Origin of the sequence: Denitrobaculum tricleocarpae (assembly GCF_007004665.1) — a bacterium.
In the GTDB taxonomy this organism is placed as follows: domain Bacteria; phylum Pseudomonadota; class Alphaproteobacteria; order Kiloniellales; family Kiloniellaceae; genus Denitrobaculum; species Denitrobaculum tricleocarpae.
Window position 1 is genome coordinate 20,808 of record NZ_ML660064.1, and the last position, 18,985, is coordinate 39,792.

Annotated in this window: 16 protein-coding genes; 13 read left to right on the top strand and 3 right to left on the bottom strand. The window is 61.5% G+C overall.

Annotation, left to right across the window (positions count from 1 at the left end; translation table 11 throughout):
- Nucleotides 1-37: 37 nt before the first annotated feature.
- The 12 genes from flgE to FKG95_RS26300 all read left to right on the top strand — a co-directional run bounded on the left by flgE (nucleotide 38) and on the right by FKG95_RS26300 (nucleotide 14,472).
- On the top strand, nucleotides 38-1,291 hold the full coding sequence (gene flgE, locus FKG95_RS26245; protein ID WP_142899430.1) for a flagellar hook protein FlgE: 1,254 nt from the start codon (nucleotides 38-40) through the stop codon (nucleotides 1,289-1,291).
- Between the two features lie 216 nt (nucleotides 1,292-1,507).
- Nucleotides 1,508-1,837, top strand: coding sequence for a CtrA inhibitor SciP (gene sciP / locus FKG95_RS26250; RefSeq protein WP_142899431.1), 330 nt, complete (start codon nucleotides 1,508-1,510; stop codon nucleotides 1,835-1,837).
- Nucleotides 1,838-2,136: 299 nt separating this feature from the next.
- Nucleotides 2,137-3,879, top strand: coding sequence for a flagellar basal-body MS-ring/collar protein FliF (gene fliF / locus FKG95_RS26255; protein ID WP_142899432.1), 1,743 nt, complete (start codon nucleotides 2,137-2,139; stop codon nucleotides 3,877-3,879).
- 39 nt (nucleotides 3,880-3,918) lie between these two features.
- The gene (gene fliG, locus FKG95_RS26260) at nucleotides 3,919-4,929 is read left to right on the top strand and encodes a flagellar motor switch protein FliG (RefSeq protein WP_142899433.1); all 1,011 of its coding nucleotides are present in this window, start codon (nucleotides 3,919-3,921) and stop codon (nucleotides 4,927-4,929) included.
- A gap of 15 nt (nucleotides 4,930-4,944) precedes the next feature.
- Nucleotides 4,945-6,060: a FliH/SctL family protein gene (locus FKG95_RS26265; protein WP_142899434.1), complete on the top strand. Its 1,116-nt coding sequence runs from the start codon at nucleotides 4,945-4,947 to the stop codon at nucleotides 6,058-6,060.
- A complete protein-coding gene (gene fliN / locus FKG95_RS26270; RefSeq protein WP_142899435.1) occupies nucleotides 6,053-6,412 on the top strand; it encodes a flagellar motor switch protein FliN in 360 nt (119 codons plus the stop codon). The genes FKG95_RS26265 and fliN overlap by 8 nt, the downstream gene beginning before the upstream one ends.
- Nucleotides 6,413-6,472: 60 nt before the next feature.
- A complete protein-coding gene (locus tag FKG95_RS26275; protein ID WP_142899436.1) occupies nucleotides 6,473-7,315 on the top strand; it encodes a motility protein A in 843 nt (280 codons plus the stop codon).
- 20 nt (nucleotides 7,316-7,335) lie between these two features.
- Nucleotides 7,336-8,733 carry a sigma-54-dependent transcriptional regulator FlbD gene (gene flbD / locus FKG95_RS26280; protein WP_142899437.1) on the top strand — a complete coding sequence of 466 codons (1,398 nt, stop codon included), beginning with the start codon at nucleotides 7,336-7,338 and terminating at the stop codon, nucleotides 8,731-8,733.
- Between the two features lie 67 nt (nucleotides 8,734-8,800).
- A complete protein-coding gene (gene flhA / locus FKG95_RS26285) occupies nucleotides 8,801-10,918 on the top strand; it encodes a flagellar biosynthesis protein FlhA (RefSeq protein WP_142899438.1) in 2,118 nt (705 codons plus the stop codon).
- 109 nt (nucleotides 10,919-11,027) lie between these two features.
- Nucleotides 11,028-12,005 (top strand): flagellar biosynthesis protein FlhF, encoded by a 978-nt coding sequence (locus FKG95_RS26290; protein ID WP_142899439.1) that lies wholly within the window; start codon nucleotides 11,028-11,030, stop codon nucleotides 12,003-12,005.
- A 2-nt stretch (nucleotides 12,006-12,007) separates the two neighbouring features.
- Nucleotides 12,008-12,790 carry a MinD/ParA family protein gene (locus FKG95_RS26295; RefSeq protein WP_142899440.1) on the top strand — a complete coding sequence of 261 codons (783 nt, stop codon included), beginning with the start codon at nucleotides 12,008-12,010 and terminating at the stop codon, nucleotides 12,788-12,790.
- Complete coding sequence (locus FKG95_RS26300; protein WP_142899441.1) at nucleotides 12,787-14,472, top strand: hypothetical protein; 1,686 nt, start codon at nucleotides 12,787-12,789, stop codon at nucleotides 14,470-14,472. Before FKG95_RS26295 ends, FKG95_RS26300 begins: the two co-directional genes overlap by 4 nt.
- A gap of 18 nt (nucleotides 14,473-14,490) precedes the next feature.
- On the opposite strand, the gene rfbB is transcribed toward FKG95_RS26300, so the two are convergent.
- From rfbB to fliI, 3 genes are all read right to left on the bottom strand, one after another.
- Nucleotides 14,491-15,591: a dTDP-glucose 4,6-dehydratase gene (gene rfbB, locus FKG95_RS26305; RefSeq protein ID WP_142899508.1), complete on the bottom strand. Its 1,101-nt coding sequence runs from the start codon at nucleotides 15,589-15,591 to the stop codon at nucleotides 14,491-14,493.
- A gap of 164 nt (nucleotides 15,592-15,755) precedes the next feature.
- Complete coding sequence (locus tag FKG95_RS26310) at nucleotides 15,756-16,181, bottom strand: flagellar FliJ family protein (protein WP_142899442.1); 426 nt, start codon at nucleotides 16,179-16,181, stop codon at nucleotides 15,756-15,758.
- A gap of 135 nt (nucleotides 16,182-16,316) precedes the next feature.
- A complete protein-coding gene (gene fliI / locus FKG95_RS26315; RefSeq protein WP_142899443.1) occupies nucleotides 16,317-17,726 on the bottom strand; it encodes a flagellar protein export ATPase FliI in 1,410 nt (469 codons plus the stop codon).
- A 335-nt stretch (nucleotides 17,727-18,061) separates the two neighbouring features.
- Between fliI and ctrA the strand changes: the two genes are divergently transcribed.
- Complete coding sequence (gene ctrA / locus FKG95_RS26320; RefSeq protein ID WP_142899444.1) at nucleotides 18,062-18,799, top strand: response regulator transcription factor CtrA; 738 nt, start codon at nucleotides 18,062-18,064, stop codon at nucleotides 18,797-18,799.
- The last annotated feature ends 186 nt before the right edge of the window (nucleotides 18,800-18,985 follow it).

The following is an 18,985-nucleotide window of genomic DNA, read 5'->3' on the forward strand; positions in this document are numbered from 1 at the left end:
GCGCTTCGCTTCCCAAGTCAACCAGGGAGATTCGACTATGAGCTTATACGGCGCACTTTACGCAGGTGTTTCCGGTCTATCGGCCCAGGCCAATGCGATCGGTATCATCTCAGACAACATCGCCAACGTGAACACCGTCGGCTACAAGGGAACCAGTGCACGCTTTTCGACGCTGGTCACCCAGCAGGCCACACAGACTCTGCATTCGCCTGGCGGTGTCAGGTCCCAGCCCTTCAACCACATTGACCAGCAGGGACTCTTGCAGGCATCCGCGTCAGCCACGGATATCGCGATCGCGGGCAATGGCTTCTTCGTTGTCAACGAATCCGCCACCCCGGGCGTTGGAGATGAATATCTCTTCACACGGGCCGGCTCGTTCTTTCCGAACCAGAACGGCGATCTGGTAAACACGGCGGGCTTCTTCCTGCAGGGCTATAACCTTGCCAACGGTCCGGCAACGACCAGCGCGAGCACGGTCACTGGTTTGGAGACCGTCAACGTTGCCGACCTGGCCGGCGCCGCCACCCGGACGTCTGAGATTGAAATCGGACTGAATCTGCCCTCGACCGCCGCGAACGGCGACACAGAAACTCTGACCATCCAGGTTTACGATTCCTTGGGCAACTCCCATGATCTCGATCTGCTCTTCACCAAGGTAGCGGACAACGACTGGTCGATCACACCGCAGGACCCCACACTCACGTCAAGTGGTGCCGCCAGCGGTAACGTCACCAGCGGCGCAGGCAGCATCACCTTTGTTGACGGCTTGCCCGCAACCATCACGATGCCTGACATCGACATAACCTGGACGATCGGCGGCGCCACAAACAGCAGCATAGTCGTGGACGCCGGCGCCATCGGGCAGCCCAACGGCATCACCCAGTTCTCCGGCGAATTCACAGTCCGGAAGTCAAACCAGAACGGTGTCAGTTTCGGCAACTTCTCGGGCGTATCGATCGATGAGGAAGGGATTGTCACCGCCCTGTTCGATAACGGCGAAACCCTCGATATTTATCAGCTTCCCATCGCAACCTTTCAGAGTCCCAACGGGTTGAGCGCGGAGTCCGGAAACGTCTATCAACAGACGTCACGCTCCGGTCCCTTCCTGCTGAACCTGCCGCAGTTGGGCGGTGCAGGAACGGTTGCTCCGTCGTCCCTGGAAGCCTCGACCGTCGATCTGGCCGATGAATTCACCAATATGATCGTGGTTCAGCGGGCCTATTCGGCAAGCGCGGAAATCATCACCACCGCCGATGAGATGCTTGAGGAACTGATCAGAATCAGCCGTTAGATCTGACGCCTGATCACTTGAAGACAGAAAACAGCGGCCTGAGTGAAGTAAAGCCTTCGCTCAGGCCGCTCTTGTTTGGGCCGCAGCGCAGTAACTCAAGGCGGGGCGGGTAAAAACATAGATAAAACTTCCTTAAACCCTTGAATTAAGGGTTTTTCAACACCGAAGCGATAGTTTGTGCAGACCATCAATTGTGAGGAAATTTGGAGCGTCTTGATGGAGTCAGATCGCCCAGGTAGGCCAACACGAGTCATTGGACCGGCAGGAGAGCCGTTGACCCTTAATGACTTGCCGCCACCGAGTACAAAGCGTTGGGTTATCCGGCGCAAAGCAGAAGTCGTCGCCGGCGTCCGCAATGGCCTGATCACCATTGAGGAAGCCTGTGAGCGCTATAAGCTTTCGATGGAGGAATTGCTGTCCTGGCAACGCCTTATTGATTCGCACGGCATGCGCGGCCTGCGGACAACCAGGCTGCAGCAATATCGCCGAAAGATTGAAAACGCGACGCCGAACTCAGGCAGCGCGACCTCCGGCGCGTCATCGTAACGGAAAGCGAGATCGCCCGCTTTTGAAAAGCATAGAGAAACCGTTGAATTAGTTCCTTTATTCAACTTCAAGATTCTTCCTCACAAAGCCGGCGAACATCGCGTTCGCCGGCTTTTTCATTGGCTTTTTTACCTACCTTTGGATGTCGGCAATTTTTTCCCAAAGCTAGGCAATAATTGCCTCACCGTTAACGCCCTATTTACCCAAACGCCTTAGCCTCTCTTAAACAGGCAAGGACATCTGCGCGGTCTCCAGGAGCCTGAAAAATCAGTACCCCTCCAGGCAGGATTCATCGCAGCGTGAACTCAACAATCGTCGACACCTTCCGCAGTCTTGGCCCCATCCGTTTGGGGATCATGGCAGCCGTCGCCGCGGGCGTTCTGGCATTCTTTGTCTACCTCACGAGCCGCCTGGCAACGCCGGACATGTCCCTGCTTTATGCCGAGCTGGACAATCAGGACAGCGGACAGATCGTGGCGCGCCTGGAAGAACTCAACGTCCCCTACCGCATCGAGGGCAACGGCTCCCGCCTGATGGTTTCGGAAGACCAGGTGGCGCGCGTGCGCCTTCAGATGGCGCAGGAAGGCCTGCCCAGCGGCGGTTCCATCGGTTACGAGATTTTCGACCGTTCCGAAGGCTTTGGCACCACAAACTTCGTTCAGAACATCAACCATTTGCGCGCCCTGGAAGGCGAACTGGCCCGGACCATCAAATCCATCGCCAATGTGAAGCAGGCGCGCGTGCATCTGGTCATGCCGCAGCGCGAGCTTTTCAGCCGCGAACGGCAGGAACCCAGCGCATCCATCGTGCTGGTCATGCGCAACACGGGCCGGCTGGAACGCAACCAGATTGCCGCGGTTCAGCATCTTGTGGCTGCGGCGGTGCCGGGGCTCAAGCCCACCCTGGTTTCCATCATCGACGACAAAGGCACTCTGCTGGCGCGCGGCGCGTCCGATGACGACCCCACGCAGCTTGCCACCACCGCGGAAGAGCGCCGGATCGCCCACGAGACCCGATTGATCCGCACGGTCGAGGAAATGCTGGAGCGCACCGTCGGCCCCGGCAACGTGCGCGTGCAAATCTCGGCTGAAATGGACTTCGACCGCATCACTGAGAATTCGGAAACCTATGACCCCGACGGGCAGGTCGTGCGCTCCACCCAGGTCGTAGAGGAAAACGCGGGTTCGAACGAAGGACAGGACCCCGGCGTTACCGTCGGCAACAACCTGCCCGACGCCGATCTCGATCAGCTCGGCGAAGGCGGCGGCAGTCAGTCCAACTCCTCACGCAGCGAAGAAACCGTCAACTACGAGATCTCGCGCACGGTCAAGACGGCGGTGCGGGAAACCGGTCTGGTCCGGCGCCTGTCGGTCGCGGTTTCGGTCAACGGCCTGACCTCGGTCGGCGAAGACGGCGAGACGGTCTACGAACCACGCAGCGAAGAAGAAATGGCCCAGCTCGCGGCGCTCGTGCGCGCGGCGGTGGGCTACGACGAAGAGCGCGGCGACACCCTGGAGATCGTCAATCTGCGCTTTACCGGTATCGATGCGGGCCTGCAGGCCGACGACACCATCTTCGGTTTCGAAAAGGCCGAACTGATGCGCTTCGTCGAGCTTCTGGTCCTGGGCGTCGTTGCCATCCTCGTGCTGCTGCTGGTCGTGCGCCCCCTCATCGCCCGTGTACTGGACGGTGATTTCGAGGCCGGCACGATCGATCCGGAAACCGGTCTGCTGCGCGGTCCCGAGGGTATGCAGTACGCGATTGCCGGCCCCGGCGGCGGCGCGATCGCGGGCGCGACCGAGAGCGGCCCGATGCTGATCACCAACCCGGACGGCACGACGACCACGGTCGCCCGCCGCGTCGGCGACGGCGGCGGCGGCGAGGACGGCCCGACGGTTGCCGAAGAGATCGAACAGATGATCGACATCAACAAGGTCGAGGGCCGTGTCCGCGCCTCCTCCGTCCGCAAGATCGGTGAGATCGTCGAAAAGCATCCGGACGAGGCCGTCAACATCCTGCGCGCCTGGCTGCACCAGACGTAACTGAAAAACGAACGACAACGATGAACGAGCACAGAAGCAATGCGTGACGATTACCGCACTATGACGGGCCCGGAGAAGGCCGCTCTGCTGGTTATGACCGTCGGCGACGAGAACGCCGCGCGCCTTTTCTCGATCATGGAAGACGACGAGATCCGCGAGATCTCGCAGGTCATGGCGAGCCTGGGCACGGTGAGCTCCGAAATCATCGAACGCCTGCTGATGGATTTCGCCGACCAGATCTCGACCACCGGGACCGTGATCGGCAACTACGACAATACGGAACGCCTGCTGAACAAGGTTCTGGATAAGGACCGCGTGAGCTCGATCATGGAGGAGATCCGCGGTCCCGCCGGACGCACCATGTGGGAGAAGCTCGCCAACGTGAACGAGCAGGTGCTGGCCAACTACCTGAAAAACGAATACCCGCAGACCGTTGCCGTCATCCTGTCGAAGATCAAACCGGAGCACGCCTCGCGCGTCCTGAGCCTGCTGCCCGAGCCCTTCGCCATGGAGGTCATCATGCGGATGCTGCGCATGGAATCGGTGCAAAAGGAAATCCTGGACGACGTCGAGCGGACCCTGCGCAACGAGTTCATGTCGAACCTCGCCCGCACCAACCGGCGCGATTCCCACGAGCTCATGGCGGATATTTTCAACTTCCTGGACCGCAACATGGAGTCCCGCTTCATCACGGCCCTGGAAGAACGCAACCGCGATTCCGCTGAGCGAATCAAAGCCCTGATGTTCACCTTCGAGGATCTCGGCAAGCTGGATCCGGGTGGCGTTCAGACCCTCATGAGCAATGTTGAAAACGACAAAATGGCCCTCGCCCTCAAGGGCGGATCGGAAACGGTCCGGGACCTCTTCTTCTCGAACATGTCCGAGCGCGCGGCCAAGATCCTCAAGGAGGACATGGCCTCCATGGGACCGGTTCGCCTGCGCGATGTCGACGAAGCCCAGATGTACATGGTCACTATCGCCAAGGACCTCGCCGCCAAGAACGAAATCGTTATCGCCGACTCAAAGGGCGACGACGAGTTGGTCTATTAATCGGGGCGCCACCGGATGTCAGCAGGACAAAAATTCCTCTTCAACGATGCCTTCGAAGCCCCGCTCACAACAGAGCGGCAGGCCGAGGCCCAGGCTGCAGCTTCGGCCCCGCCGCCGGAGCCGGAAGTTGTCGAGCCGGAAATCTCGGAAGCGGACCTGGAGCAGGCCCGGGCCGAGGGACGGCAGGAAGGTCTTGCTCTGGGCCGGGAAGAAGGCCGTACCGAGGCCTTTACCGGGATCGAGCAAACCACGCAGACCCTGCTGCTGAACCTGACCGGCCGTGTCGGCGAGCTGCTGTCGGAGCAGCCACGGATGCATGAGACGGTCGCAGAAGAAGCCTTGAAAGCGGCCTCGACGATCCTGCGCAAGCTTGTGCCCTCGTTGGAGAAATCGGCCGCTCTCAAGGAGATCGAGGCCGTGGTCTCGGAATGCCTCGAGCGCGCCCAGGACGAACCCCGCCTTGTGGTACGGGTGTCCGAGCCGATGCTGGAACCGGTCAAATCGAGAATTGACGCCTTGGTCAAGGCCGAGGGTTTCGAGGGGAAAGTCGTGTTCCTCGCGACCGACGATCTCGGCGACAGCGACGTTCGGGTCGAGTGGGCCGACGGCGGCGCGGAACGCAGAACCGATGAGATCTGGCGCGACATCGACGAGGTGCTGGGGCGTTTTCTCAAGGTGCCGGCGGAGAGTCTCTCCCGGCAACCGGTGTCGGCACCTCAAGTTCAGCCGGCGGTTCAGCAGGCGCCTCCGCTCCCCGCGGCCGCAACAGAAGCACCGCCACAGCATCAGCCCGAGGTAAAAACCCCCGGGGGAACGCAGCCCGAACCGGCTGAGACGCCACCGCCTCTGGTATCGCCCATGGAACAAATGGGTCTGGCGACCGTGGAAGACGGCTCGAGCGCCGGGAACATCTCAACCGCACCGGCGCAGCCCGTTCCGGCCACGCCGCCTGTACCCGACACAGCACCGGTAGCCGAAACTGCACCGGTGGCCGATACAGCAACAGCGCCGGATACAGCAGCGGTCACCGAAACGCCGGTCGCCGAACCGCCGGTTACTGAAAACACACCGCAGACCCTTCAAAAGCCGGCAGCCCCCGCCGCCGGCCCTCAGGAGCCTAGCCATGACTGATTCTGAAACACTGACGCTCGACGACCTGGATATGGCGCAGCCCGATCAGGTTGCCCTTATCGACGAAGGCGAGGTTCCCGAGGTCGCGGGCCGCCCGCCGACCAATGCCAAGGAACTGGAAGCGGTTTACGACATTCCGGTTCAGGTTTCCGCTGTCCTGGGCAAAGCCAACATGCAGGTCAGCCAGCTTCTCAAGCTCGGCCGGGGAGCCGTGGTGGAACTCGACCGTAAAGTCGGCGAGGCCATCGATATCTACGTCAACAACCGGTTGGTCGCGCGCGGCGAAGTGGTTGTCGTTGAAGACCGTCTGGGTGTGACCATGACGGAAATCATCAAAATGGACCGCAATTGATCCCGATGCGCCACCTGAACCCACAGCCGAACGCGCGTTCACAGCCGAGAAGAGTCCGTCATGGCTAATGTAGCAGCCAATCCGCCAAGGGCCCGCCGGCCTGCAAAAAAACGCAAGGCACCGGCCGGACCGACGCTCGATTTCGCGACTCTCGTCGGGGCTATCGGCGCCTTCGTCGTCATCGGCGCGGCCATGACCCTGGGCGGCTCTCCAGGTTCCTTTATCGACATTCCCGCCATGCTGATCGTCTTGGGCGGAACCTTCCTGGTGTCATCCGTATCCTTCTCGATCACGGAGGTCGTGCAGGCCCAGCGCGTGATGCTGCAGGCCGTGCTCTATCAGGTGGTCGAGCCTGACGACGCCGCGCGCCACGTTCTGACCCTGGCTGACCACGCCCGAAAGAACGGGATCCTGGCGATCCAGAACACGCTCAAAGACCTGAAGACCATGCCATTCCTCTACCGCGCCGCGGCGATGGTCATCGACGGCATGCCGCCGGAACAGGTCGAGAGTATTCTGATGCGCGAAGCCGATGCCATCCGGCAGCGCCACATCCGTTCGGCAGGCGTCTTGCGCCGCGCCGGGGAAGTGGCTCCGGCCATGGGGCTGATCGGCACTCTGGTCGGCCTGGTACAGATGCTGGGCAACCTGGAAGACCCCTCGACCATCGGTCCTTCCATGGCAATCGCCCTGCTCACCACCTTTTACGGGGCCGTGCTGGCGAACATGCTGTTTCTGCCGCTGGCCAACAAACTCGACCGAAATTCAGAAGCCGAAAGCATGATCAACCAGATCTACGCCATCGGCATCGCATCGATCAGCCGGCAGGAAAACCCCCGCCGTCTGGAAGTTGAACTCAACACGATTCTGCCACCTGCGCGCCGGGTGGAGTACTTCGATTAAAAGGGACTTGGAGAAAAAATATGAGACTCCTCATCGTCGGATCACTCGAGGGTCACATCGTTACCGCAGGCAAGATTGCCCTGGATCGAGGCGCGAAAGTCGCCAACGTCGACGATATTGATGCAGCCCTGGATGCTCTGCGCTCGGGCCAGGGTTCGGAGCTGCTGATGGTCGATGTCGATCTGGACATTGCTCAGCTTTGCGCCAGCCTTGAAGCGGAACGGATCTCCATCCCGGTCGTCGCCTGCGGCATCGATACCTCGCCGGCCCGCGCCGTGGAGGCCATCAAAGCCGGCGCGAAAGAGTACATTCCCCTGCCCCCGGACGCAGAGCTGATCGCTGCGGTTCTGGCCGCCGTCACCGAGGAATCGACCTCGCTGGTGTTCCAGGATCCGGTCATGAACGCCGTCCTGAAGCTGGCCGAACAAATCGCCCCCTCCGAAGCCAGCGTGCTGATCACCGGTGAATCCGGCACCGGTAAAGAGATCATGGCGCGCTACGTGCACAGCAAGTCCCGCCGCTCCAAGGCCCAGTTCATCTCGGTCAACTGCGCGGCCATTCCTGAAAACCTGCTGGAGTCCGAACTCTTCGGCCATGAGAAAGGCGCCTTTACCGGCGCAGTCGGCCGCCGCATCGGTAAGTTCGAGGAAGCCAGCGGCGGCACCCTGCTGCTGGACGAGATCTCGGAAATGCATCCGCGTCTGCAGGCCAAACTCTTGCGCGCCGTCCAGGAACGTGAGATCGACCGGGTTGGCGGCAGCCAGCCGATCAAGGTCGATATCCGCCTGCTGGCGACGTCGAACCGGAACCTGGAAGACGAAGTCCGGCAGGGCAACTTCCGGGAGGATCTCTACTTCCGTCTGAACGTCGTCAACATCGCGCTGCCGGCGCTGCGCGAGCGCCCCCGGGACATCGAAATTCTGGCCGATCACTTCATCGCAAAGTATGCCGAAGCCAACGGCGTTCCGGTTCCGCCAATTTCCCCGGAAGCCCGCCAGATCCTCTTGAACCATCACTGGCGCGGCAACGTGCGGGAGCTGGAGAACACCATGCATCGCGCGGTGCTGCTGGCGCAGGACGGCCGGGTCACCGAAAACTCGATCATGCTGACCGGCGAAATGCTCGCACCGGAAGGAAGCCCGGCATCGCAGGCTGCGCCTTCTCACGGCACAGCGGCAGCGGGTTCGGCGGCTTCACCCGCGCGCACAGGAGACGCGAGCGAACTGGTCGGACGCACGGTCGCGGACGTGGAACGGGATCTGATCCTGGACACGCTGGAGCATTGTCTCGGCAATCGCACCCATGCCGCAAACATTCTCGGCATTTCGATCCGGACCCTGCGCAACAAGCTGAAGCTCTACGGCGAGAAGGGATTGCCGATTTCCATGCCCGGCGAAGCCGAACGCACGACCGCCTGACCCGAAAAAAGACAACAGCGATTGGCCGACGGTACTTCGCGGCCCGGTATCACGACTGGATTAGTTTATGTCCGAGACCAGCACTTCGGATGATCCCCAAGCAAGCGGTTCGCGGGAGTCATTCAACAACGCGCTGGATTTTTTAAAGCGCGGCGACATTGCCCTGGCGTTGGGCGTCGTCTGCATTCTGGTCGTCCTGATCCTGCCGATGCCGGCGTGGCTGCTGGACGTCGCGCTTGCGCTTTCCATGACTCTCTCCGTGCTGATCCTCATGACCGCCCTCTTCATCAGCCGGCCGCTGGATTTCAGCTCCTTTCCGACCGTGCTGCTGATCGCGACCATGCTCCGGCTGTCGCTCAATCTGGCCTCGACGCGACTGATCCTGGCCAACGGCCACGAGGGCACCGCCGCCGCCGGTAAGGTCATCGAGGCCTTCGGCGGCTTCGTCATGAGCGGCAATTTCGTGATCGGGATCATTGTCTTTTCGATCCTGGTGATCGTGAACTTCATCGTCATCACCAAGGGTTCCGGACGTATCGCCGAGGTCTCGGCCCGCTTCAGCCTGGATGCCATGCCGGGTAAACAGATGGCCATCGACGCCGACCTTTCGGCGGGTCTGATCGACGAGCAGGCGGCGCGCGACCGGCGCAAGACCCTGGAGGACGAGAGCAACTTCTTCGGCTCCATGGACGGTGCCGCGAAATTCGTGCGCGGCGACGCCATCGCCGGTCTGCTGATCACCTTCATCAACGTCATCGGCGGCATCATCATCGGCGTCGCGCAGATGGATCTTTCCTTCGGTGAAGCGGCGGAAGCTTACACCATGCTGACCGTGGGCGACGGCCTGGTCAGTCAGATCCCCGCGATCATCGTCTCGACCGCCGCGGGTATCCTGGTCTCGCAGACGACCCAGACCGGCTCCGCGGACCAGGCGGTGTTCGGACAGCTCGGCGGCTATCCCCGCGCACTGGGGCTCTCCTCCTTCCTGATGGTCGCCCTTGCCCTGCTGCCCGGCATCCCCGCCGTCCCCTTCCTGATGATCGCGGCGGTCACCGGCGGCCTGGCCTGGAAATCCAACCGGAGGATCGACACAGCCGAACAGGACGCGGAAGCGGCCAAGCAGGCCGAAGCCCAGGCCGTGCCGGTTGCGGAAGACCCGATCTCGAACTCCCTGCAGATCGACAACCTGCGCCTGGAACTGGGCTATGGTCTGCTGCCCCTGATCAACGGCCAGGGCGGACAGCGCCTGACCGATCAGATCAAGGCCCTGCGGCGGCAGATGGCTCAGGACCTGGGCTTTATCCTGCCGTCGGTGCGTATCCAGGACAATCTGCAGCTGCCGGCCAACAACTACATCATCCGGGTCAAGGAGATCGAGGCAGGCAGCGGCGAGCTGCGGCCGAACATGCTGCTGATCATGGACCCGCGCGGTGAAAAGATCTCCCTGCCCGGCGAGGACACCATCGAGCCGACCTTCGGTTTGCCCGCAAAGTGGGTCGACGAAGCCAGTCGCGAAGAAGCGCTCTTCCGGGGCTACACCGTGGTGGATCCGCCAACCGTGGTCACCACCCATTTGACCGAAGTGGTCAAGGACAACGTCGCCGAGCTCTTGTCCTACGCCGAGACGCAAAAGCTGATGGACGAACTGGATTCCGATCAGCAGAAGCTGATCGCGGATCTGATACCGGCGCAAATCTCGGTCGGCGGCGTACAACGGGTCTTGCAGAACCTGCTGAACGAGCGGGTCTCGATCCGCGACCTGCCGACCATCCTGGAAGGCGTCTCCGAGGCTTGCGGCTACACCCGCAACGTCACGGCGATTACCGAGCATGTCCGTGCGCGGCTTGCCCGGCAGATTTCCAACGCGCAGATCAACGAAGCCGGCTTCATTCCCATGGTCACCATGACACCGAACTGGGAACAGGCCTTCGCGGAAGCCATCATCGGCGACGGCGAGGAACGTCAGCTTTCCATGGCCCCCTCGAAACTGCAGGAGTTCATCGCAGAAGTCCGCAAGACCTTCGAGCAGCACGCCATGATGGGCGAAACCCCGGTGCTCATGACCAGCCCGGGTATCCGCCCCTACGTGCGTTCGATCGTCGAACGTTTCCGGCCCTCGACCGTGGTGCTTTCCCAAAACGAAGTTCACCCCAGGGCCAAGATCAAAACCCTTGGCCAGCTATAGCCAGTTTTTGCCAACTCTAGATTGAGTTTATTGAGTGTGATTTGGAAGTGTACGATACAGCCGGGGCAGAGCGCCGGCCCGCGCGGATCCCGGGGAGGCGATAGGTCCCATGCGGCTTAGAAGCTTCACCGCGGAAACGCTGCCCGATGCCATGCATCAGGTCCGCGAGGAACTGGGCCTGGATGCCGTCATCCTCTCCACCCAGGAGCTGGGCGGCGCGCTCGGCGTCAAGGTCATGGCGGCCCTGGACAGCGATCTGGACGACGAACTCGATCTGCAGGAGCCAGAGAACCTGATCGAAACCGTCGACGGCCTGTCGGAGGTGCTCGATTACCACCAGGTTCCAGCCCCGCTCGCCAACCGCCTCCTGAGCAATGCGTCGGGATTGAACGCCGAGGACAACGTCATGGCCCTTGCGGGCGTTCTGGACGGTGCCTTCGACTTCGCCCCCCTGCCCACGGCCGCCAGCAAGCACCCGGTGATGATCATCGGCCCGAGCGGGTCGGGCAAGACGGCAACAGCCGCGAAGCTCTGCGCGCTGGCCCGCCTGGCCGGACAGGACGCCAGTCTGATCACCATGGACGCAGAGAAAGCCGGCGGCATGTCCCAGGCCGAGACCTTTGCGGCAGCCCTCGAGGTTCCGCTGCAGCGGGCCGACACGGCGACGGCGCTCTCGGCGGTGATCGCGGCCTCGTCGAAAGACCCCTTGATCGTGATCGATACTCCGGGGGTATCGCCCTACGACGAAGCCGCATTGCAGGAACTGCGCGAGACCGCCGACAAGGTTGGCGCGCAGACCATCCTGGTTCTGCCCTCGGGTGGAGACTGCTACGAACAGGCCGAGTGCGCCCTCGCCTTCCGGGACGCCGGAACCCGCCACCTGATCATGACCCGGCTCGATTCCAGCCGCCGCTACGGCGGGCTGCTCTGTGCCGCCCATGCCGGCCGCTTCAGCCTGATGGGTGTCGGCATCTCCGCCCAGATCGGCAACGGACTTGCCCCGATCAATCCGGTCTCCATGGCCCGCCTGCTTCAACCCGCCACGAACACGCAAGAGCATCTGTCGCTCGTTTTGGGAACACTGTGATAATGGAAGTATCGAACGCACTTGCCGATAACGGAAAGTCATCCGCAAACATCGTCGCCGTCGCCTCCGGCAAGGGCGGCGTGGGAAAGACCTGGCTGTCGGTGTCCCTCTCCCAGGCGCTGGCAAATGCGGGCAAGGCGACGATGCTTTTTGACGGCGATCTCGGCCTTGCGAACGTGGACATTCAGCTTGACCTGGCCCCGGAACGGGATTTGGGCGGCGTGATCGCCGGACGCTACGCGCTGGAAGCCGCCAAGGTGCGCTATGATATCGGTGGCTTCGACGTGATCGCGGGGCGTTCCGGCTCCGGCAATCTGGCCAACCTGCCCAATAACCGGCTGGGCGGCCTGATTTCAGATCTCGTCGTGCTGTCAAACAACTATGGCTACGTCATTCTGGATCTGGGCGCGGGGATAGAGCGCACCGTCCGTCAGTTCGCCAACCTCGCCGGCACCTGTCTTGTGGTCACCAATGACGAGCCGACGTCCCTGACCGACGCCTATGCCTTCATCAAACTGACGCACCAGCAGTTCCCCGGTATGGACCTGCGCGTGGTCGTCAATATGGCGGACAGCGTCAGCGAGGGCCAGCGAACCTACGGAACGATCCGCAAGGCCTGTGAGTCCTTCCTGAAGTTCACCCCGCCGCTGGCCGGTATCATCCGGCGCGACAGTTCGGTCAAGGAGAGCATCCGGCACCAGACGCCCCTGCTGACCCGGCATCCCAACTCTAAAGCGGCCGAGGATATCGAAGCCCTGGCCCGTCGCCTGATCAACGGTCCATGAGAAGCGTCTCACCCTCTCCCCCTCCGTCACAGCCCTCGGGCACGGCGGCGCCCAGCCAGACGGCCTCCTCCTCCGGCACGGTCACGCCCGTGCCGCCCGCTACCGGCGCCGCAGCCACGTCCCCCGCGGCAACCCAGCCCGTCCAGATTCCGATCGTCAAGGCCCCGGAACCGCTCTCGACGCTCCCCGGCGGCACCGTGCTGTCCGGCACAGTGGCGACGGCGGAAGAGTCCGCGCTGCTCAAAATCATGACCAGGTACGGCAGCTTTGAACTGGACTCAAAACTGGCCCTTGCGAGCGGCACCAAGGTCGCGCTGCAGATCCGCGACGGCGGCCAGGTTCAGTTGCAGATCGTCAAACCCGAGATCGCGGCAAACCTTCCGGATGCAGCCGCGAAGGCCCTTGCCGACGCGGCGGTGCGCCTGCCGAACCAGATCCTGCTGGCGACGCTCCAATCCAGAGGCAACCCGTCACCGGCCCCTGCGGCCGGAAACACCCTGCAGGGCGGCAACGCTCCGGGCAACGCTCCGGGCAGCAGTCCTGTCCCCGGCGCGGCCCCGCCGGGCAATGCCGCCGCGGCGAGCCTGCAGATTCCCGCCGTCCTCCGGCAACTCACCGCCGGCGCCCAGTTTCAGGTTCAGTTGACCGCGATCAATGGCGGCGCGGCCGGCGTCCAGGCGAACCCGACAGCGACGACCACGGCAACGCCCGCAAGCGCAACGGCGCCCGGCGTGACGGCGCAAGGCCCTGCGGCGGGACCGGCAGGCCCGGCGGCGGCCACCGGCGCTTCGGTGACGGCAAATGATCCGATCCTCTCGGGCACTGTCATCGCCTCGGCGGCCAAAGGACGCCCCGTCCTGCAAACCCCGTTCGGCATCCTGTCCCTGGAAAACGGTGTTCAGTTACCCCTGGGCACCAAAGTTCAGATTCAAATTCTGAGCAGCAGCCTTCCCCAAGCAACCGCCGGATCCGCCGCACCGCTCAATCCGCTCGCGCACCCCCTTCAAGGCTCAAACTTCGCCTGGCCGAGCCTGGACGTGATCGCGCGCCAGGGCGAAGCGAATGCTCTCTCCAGTTCCCTGGCATCCAAGATCATGAGCCGCGTGCCCACTGCCGGCGCGGCCCTGAGCTCCAACATGCTCTTTCTTCTCTCCGCGCTCAACACGGGGCAGCTCAACGGCTGGCTGGGCCGCGCGACGGTGGATCAGATGCAACGCGAGGGCCATCGCGACCTGGTCGGCAAACTGGATCAGGATCTCGCGCAGGCGGGGCGGATCTCGGACGCGGCCGGCGGCGAATGGCGGACACTCATCCTGCCGTTTCTCGACGATCAGCAGATCCGTCAACTGCGTCTTTTCATCCGCCGTGACCAGGAAGACGGCGAAGGCGACGGCCAGGAGCAATCGGGAGCGGATACGACCCGTTTCGTTCTGGAAATCGAATTAACGAAAACGGGCGATCTGCAGCTTGATGGCCTGATCCGCTCAAAGCTGTTCGATCTGATCCTCAGGACCCGCAGCCCCTTCCCGCAAAGCATGCGTGACGAAATCATCAGGATCTTCAACGAAAGCAATCACAGCCTGGGACTCGCCGGTCAGATCGTCTTTGAGGCGTCGGGCGACTGGCGTTCCAAGACGATCGAAAGTGCCGGGCTGACGGACTCGCCCGATCTTATGATCTGAGGCCCTTTCGGGCTTTCGTTACCCGGTGGCGGCACGCGCAGGCGTTAGCTCCACGAGTTCCGGCTTGCCGAGACCGAGACGATGGCCATCGTAGCTGCTGCCGATAATCGGCTTCCAGAAGTCGGGTGTGTCGAGGTACCAGTCGATGGTTTCTTCCAGGGCGGTTTCAAAATCGGCCTCTGGTTTCCAGTCCAGCTTCGTCATCAGCTTCATGGCATCCAAAGCATAGCGTCGGTCGTGGCCGGGCCGGTCGGTGACAAAGGAAATCAGTTCTTCATGGGACCCGCCGCCGGTCATGACCTTTCGGCGGTCCAGCGAGCGGCAGATCTTGCGCACCACATCGAGGTTGGAAGCCTGATTGCCGCCGGCAACGTTATATGTCCCGCCCGGCTGTCCGGCCTCGAGCACCGCGAGCACGGCGCGGCAGTGATCCTTGACATAGAGCCAGTCACGCACGTTCCCGCCATCGCCGTAGACCGGCAGCGGCAGTTCGCGCACCGCCTTCAGGATCATCAGGGGAATCAGCTTTTCGGGAAACTGCATCGGACCATAGTTGTTCGTGGCAACCGTGATCAAACTCGGCAGGCCGTAGGTGGTGTGGTACGCCCGCACAAGATGGTCAGCCGCGGCCTTGCTCGCGGAATAAGGCGAGTTCGGCTGGTAGGGACTCTCCTCCGTCGCGGCAGCGCCGTCGATCGAGCCGAATACCTCATCGGTCGAGATCTGCAGAAACCGGAAACTGCGGCTTTCGTGATCCGCCAGCCCGGCCTGATACCGCACGGCCGCATCCAGCAGATTTTGAACACCGACAACGTTGCTTTGAACGAAGATCCCCGGGTTGTCGATCGAGCGGTCGACATGGGTTTCCGCCGCGAAGTTGATGATGGCTGAGGGGGCGTGCTGGCGCAGAATGATATCGACAACCTCGCGGTTCTCGATCCGGTCATTCACGAATCGGTGCTCCGGATGACGCAGCAAGTCATTGAGAACGAAAGAGCCGCCCGCGTAGGTCAGGGCGTCCAGGTTCACGACCCGGTATCCCTCACTCAAGGCAAGATGAACAAAGTTGCTGCCGATAAAACCGGCGCCACCCGTTACGAGAATGCAGCCTTTATCCATTTTCACCACCGTTGTCCGATCGCCGCCGAAAGCCGGTCATTGGAAAGCCTGTCGTTCTGAAACCCAGTTTCGAAATTCCGTCCGGCACTTCATGATGTTAACTAAACATAGTCACTGAAACTTAAAGAGAGATTGATCCGCAGGAATCTCCCCGGACTGGCAGGTTAAGCCCGCCGCGCCGTTCGTCGACGATAGAGGTTCAGTCCCACTTCGTCCAACGCCTGCTGCTCGCGTTTCGCGCGTTTAGCCTTCTCGCGCCGCAGTTCGTTGCTCTCGGCCGTCTGATACTTTTTGAGTTCCTGGAAAGACGCGCGCACTTCTTCGCGAGCGTCTTCAATCGACACGCTGAGCACCTGCATGGAATCCTGGATGCGCTTACGCCGCAGCTTGACCGCATCGGCATAGTTGGGGAAAGCCGCAGCCGCCTCGGGTGACGTCGTCGCGATCTTCTTCTCCGACTCGTATGCCTGTTCGATCTGCATCAGGTCATTTTGCAATTTATCGAGCAGCCGCTCCATATCGGCGAGTTTCTGCCGCTTCTCGTCAAGCTCCCACTGATGCACCCGCACCAGGCTGTTTAATGCTGTCACAGTCTCCACACCCTTTTTCGAGTCAGTCGTTCTCTCACTTGCATCGAGAACCTTGTCTGTTCGTCAGGAAAAACCTGAAGCGGTTCGCCCCCTGGCCGGCCTACCAGATGCGCCTCTTGGATCAAGTCCCCCCGCTCAGGCAACTCTCTCGGCTTGAGCTTCGGCATTTGCCCCTTGCAGAGCATCCACGCCAGGCTGAGCGTTTGTCTCCTCAGCAGGCCAGGCTTCGTTGAGCAGACGCGCGAGCTCGGCATATCCGTCTTCGATCTGGAACCTTTGAGTCCGGCCCTGAGACAGGAAGCTTTCCAGCGCCGGGTAGTAGGCGAGCGCCTCGTCCGTCGCCGCGTCGCTGCCCTGCTTGTAGGCGCCGATGCGGATCAGTTCCGCCATATCCTCGTAGGTCGAGAGCAGACCGCGCGCGCGGGTCACCAGCGCGGTTTCGGCGTCCGAATTGCAGCCGGGCATGGTACGCGAAATGCTGCGCAGAATGTTGATTGCGGGATAGCGGTTGCGCTCCGCGATGCCACGCTCGAGCACGATATGGCCGTCCAGAATACCGCGCACGGCATCGGCGACAGGTTCGTTGTGATCATCGCCCTCTACCAAAACCGTGAAGAGACCGGTGATCGAGCCCTTGCCGACGCCCGGACCGGCACGTTCCAGCAGCTGCGGCAGCTCGGCAAAAACCGATGGGGTATAGCCTTTACTCGCGGGGGGCTCGCCGGCAGCCAGTCCGATCTCGCGCATGGCCATGGCGAAGCGCGTGACCGAATCCATCATGCAGAGGACGTCGCGGTCCTGGTCGCGGAAGTACTCGGCAACGGCAAGGGTCAGATAAGCGGCCTGCCGGCGCATCAGCGGCGGCTCGTCCGAGGTCGCCACGATCACCACGGAACGGGCGAGCCCTTCTGCGCCCAGATCGTCCTCAAGCCATTCCTGAACCTCGCGGCCGCGCTCCCCGATCAGGCCGATGACATTGACGTCGGCCTGGGTGTAGCGCGCCAGCATAGAGAGCAGAACGGACTTGCCGACGCCCGAACCGGCGAAGATACCCATGCGCTGGCCACTGCAACAGGTCAGGAAAGTATTGATCGCGCGCACGCCGAGATCCAGCTTCGCGCCGACCCGGCTGCGGCTGTGTGCGGGTGGCGGCGACGCCCTCAAGCGGTAAGGCTCGATGCCGGTCGGCAAGGGCCCCTTGCCGTCGATCGGCTCGCCCATGGCATTGATGACCCGTCCGAGCCAGGCATGGTGCGGTCTGATGACAGGGTCCGAATCCGCCAACTCGGCCTTACAGCCGAGGCCGACTCCGTCCAGAGATCCGAATGGCAGGACCAGGGCCCGTTTCTCCCGGAAGCCGATGACTTCCGCCGGAACGCGCCGGTTGCCCCTGGCCACCAGGTTGCAGCGTGCGCCGATGGAAAGGACCCGGTCCAGGCCGGCGACCTCAACCAGCATGCCCAGTATCCCGGCAACGCGACCATAGATCTGATAAGAAGGAACCTGTTCGATTTCGTTGAGAAGAGAGGAAGACAAAAGAGGCACGATACCATCCGAAATTCAAAGGGTTATGGCTAACCCTGCAGAAGATAAAGATGTCCGATTACGCTTAAGGTTTGTTTAAAAAAATCCGCCGCCGACTCATTTTTATCCCCGGCCGGCTGCGTCGAGATCTGAGTCCCGGAAATTTTACAGATTTCGCTTAAGAGTGTTTTTATTAATATTATCAAAGTGTTATATGCGCCTGCTTATTATTACTGGAAATTTTGCGAAAATTTGTTCGTACATAACCGTCTTTGAGTAAGGGTTTGTTAATAAAGCTTCCCCAAAATGGTTAACGGTCTTAATCTTGATTAATCTTAACCATTTGGGTTGGAGCTATGAGAGTACTTCTCGTCGAGGACGATTCTGCGACGGCACAAGGCATCGAAATGATGCTGCGGTCCGAGGGCTATGTATGTGACACCACCGATATGGGTGAGGATGGCCTCGAGATCGGTAAAATTTACGATTACGATATTATCATTCTGGACCTCATGCTGCCGGATATCGACGGCTATGAGGTGTTGCGGCGTTTGAGGGCCGCGCGGGTCAGAACCCCGATCCTCATTCTATCGGGCCTGAATGGTCTTGATGATAAGATCAAGGGACTGGGTGTCGGCGCCGACGACTACCTGACCAAGCCTTTCGACAAGCGCGAGCTGATCGCCCGGATCCAGGCAATCGTCCGCCGCTCCAAAGGCCACTCGGATTCGATCATCCAAACCGGCAAGCTCACGGTCAACCTGGATACCCGCACCGTTGAGGTCGACAGCCAGCCGCTGCATCTCACCGGCAAGGAATACGGTATTCTGGAGCTGCTTTCTCTGCGCAAGGGCACGACCCTGACCAAGGAAATGTTCCTGAACCACCTTTACGGCGGTATGGACGAGCCTGAGCTTAAGATTATCGACGTCTTCGTCTGCAAGCTTCGCAAGAAGCTCTCCGCAGCGACGGGCGGTGCGAACTACATTGAAACCGTTTGGGGACGCGGCTACGTGCTGCGCGATCCGGTCGGCGGGCAAGAGGCACAGCCTCAGACCAAGTCAGAGCCAGAACAGGAAGCTGTTTCCGCTTAGAGCCTCAATCCCGTTCTCGGGCGCATGCGCTTTGAGAAGGGTTTGCTGCTCCTGGTCTTCGGCCTCTCCGCCACACGTCCGGTTAGTAAAGGGCCTGCTCCTCTCGGTGCGGGCCCTTTACTTGTCCTGCCTTCCGCAAAAGGCTGGTTCCTTCCCACTGGTGCCCCTCAAGGCCTTACGGTGGGT

Bases quoted from the DNA above. Each gene is read 5' to 3' on its own strand.
- flbD (WP_142899437.1), top strand. From the start codon at position 7,336: ATGAGACTCCTCATCGTCGGATCACTCGAGGGTCACATCGTTACCGCA.
- fliG (WP_142899433.1), top strand. From the start codon at position 3,919: ATGCGTGACGATTACCGCACTATGACGGGCCCGGAGAAGGCCGCTCTG.
- FKG95_RS26290 (WP_142899439.1), top strand. From the start codon at position 11,028: ATGCGGCTTAGAAGCTTCACCGCGGAAACGCTGCCCGATGCCATGCAT.
- FKG95_RS26265 (WP_142899434.1), top strand. From the start codon at position 4,945: ATGTCAGCAGGACAAAAATTCCTCTTCAACGATGCCTTCGAAGCCCCG.
- ctrA (WP_142899444.1), top strand. From the start codon at position 18,062: ATGAGAGTACTTCTCGTCGAGGACGATTCTGCGACGGCACAAGGCATC.
- rfbB (WP_142899508.1), bottom strand. From the start codon at position 15,591: ATGGATAAAGGCTGCATTCTCGTAACGGGTGGCGCCGGTTTTATCGGC.
- flhA (WP_142899438.1), top strand. From the start codon at position 8,801: ATGTCCGAGACCAGCACTTCGGATGATCCCCAAGCAAGCGGTTCGCGG.
- FKG95_RS26275 (WP_142899436.1), top strand. From the start codon at position 6,473: ATGGCTAATGTAGCAGCCAATCCGCCAAGGGCCCGCCGGCCTGCAAAA.
- fliN (WP_142899435.1), top strand. From the start codon at position 6,053: ATGACTGATTCTGAAACACTGACGCTCGACGACCTGGATATGGCGCAG.
- sciP (WP_142899431.1), top strand. From the start codon at position 1,508: ATGGAGTCAGATCGCCCAGGTAGGCCAACACGAGTCATTGGACCGGCA.
- FKG95_RS26300 (WP_142899441.1), top strand. From the start codon at position 12,787: ATGAGAAGCGTCTCACCCTCTCCCCCTCCGTCACAGCCCTCGGGCACG.
- flgE (WP_142899430.1), top strand. From the start codon at position 38: ATGAGCTTATACGGCGCACTTTACGCAGGTGTTTCCGGTCTATCGGCC.
- FKG95_RS26295 (WP_142899440.1), top strand. From the start codon at position 12,008: ATGGAAGTATCGAACGCACTTGCCGATAACGGAAAGTCATCCGCAAAC.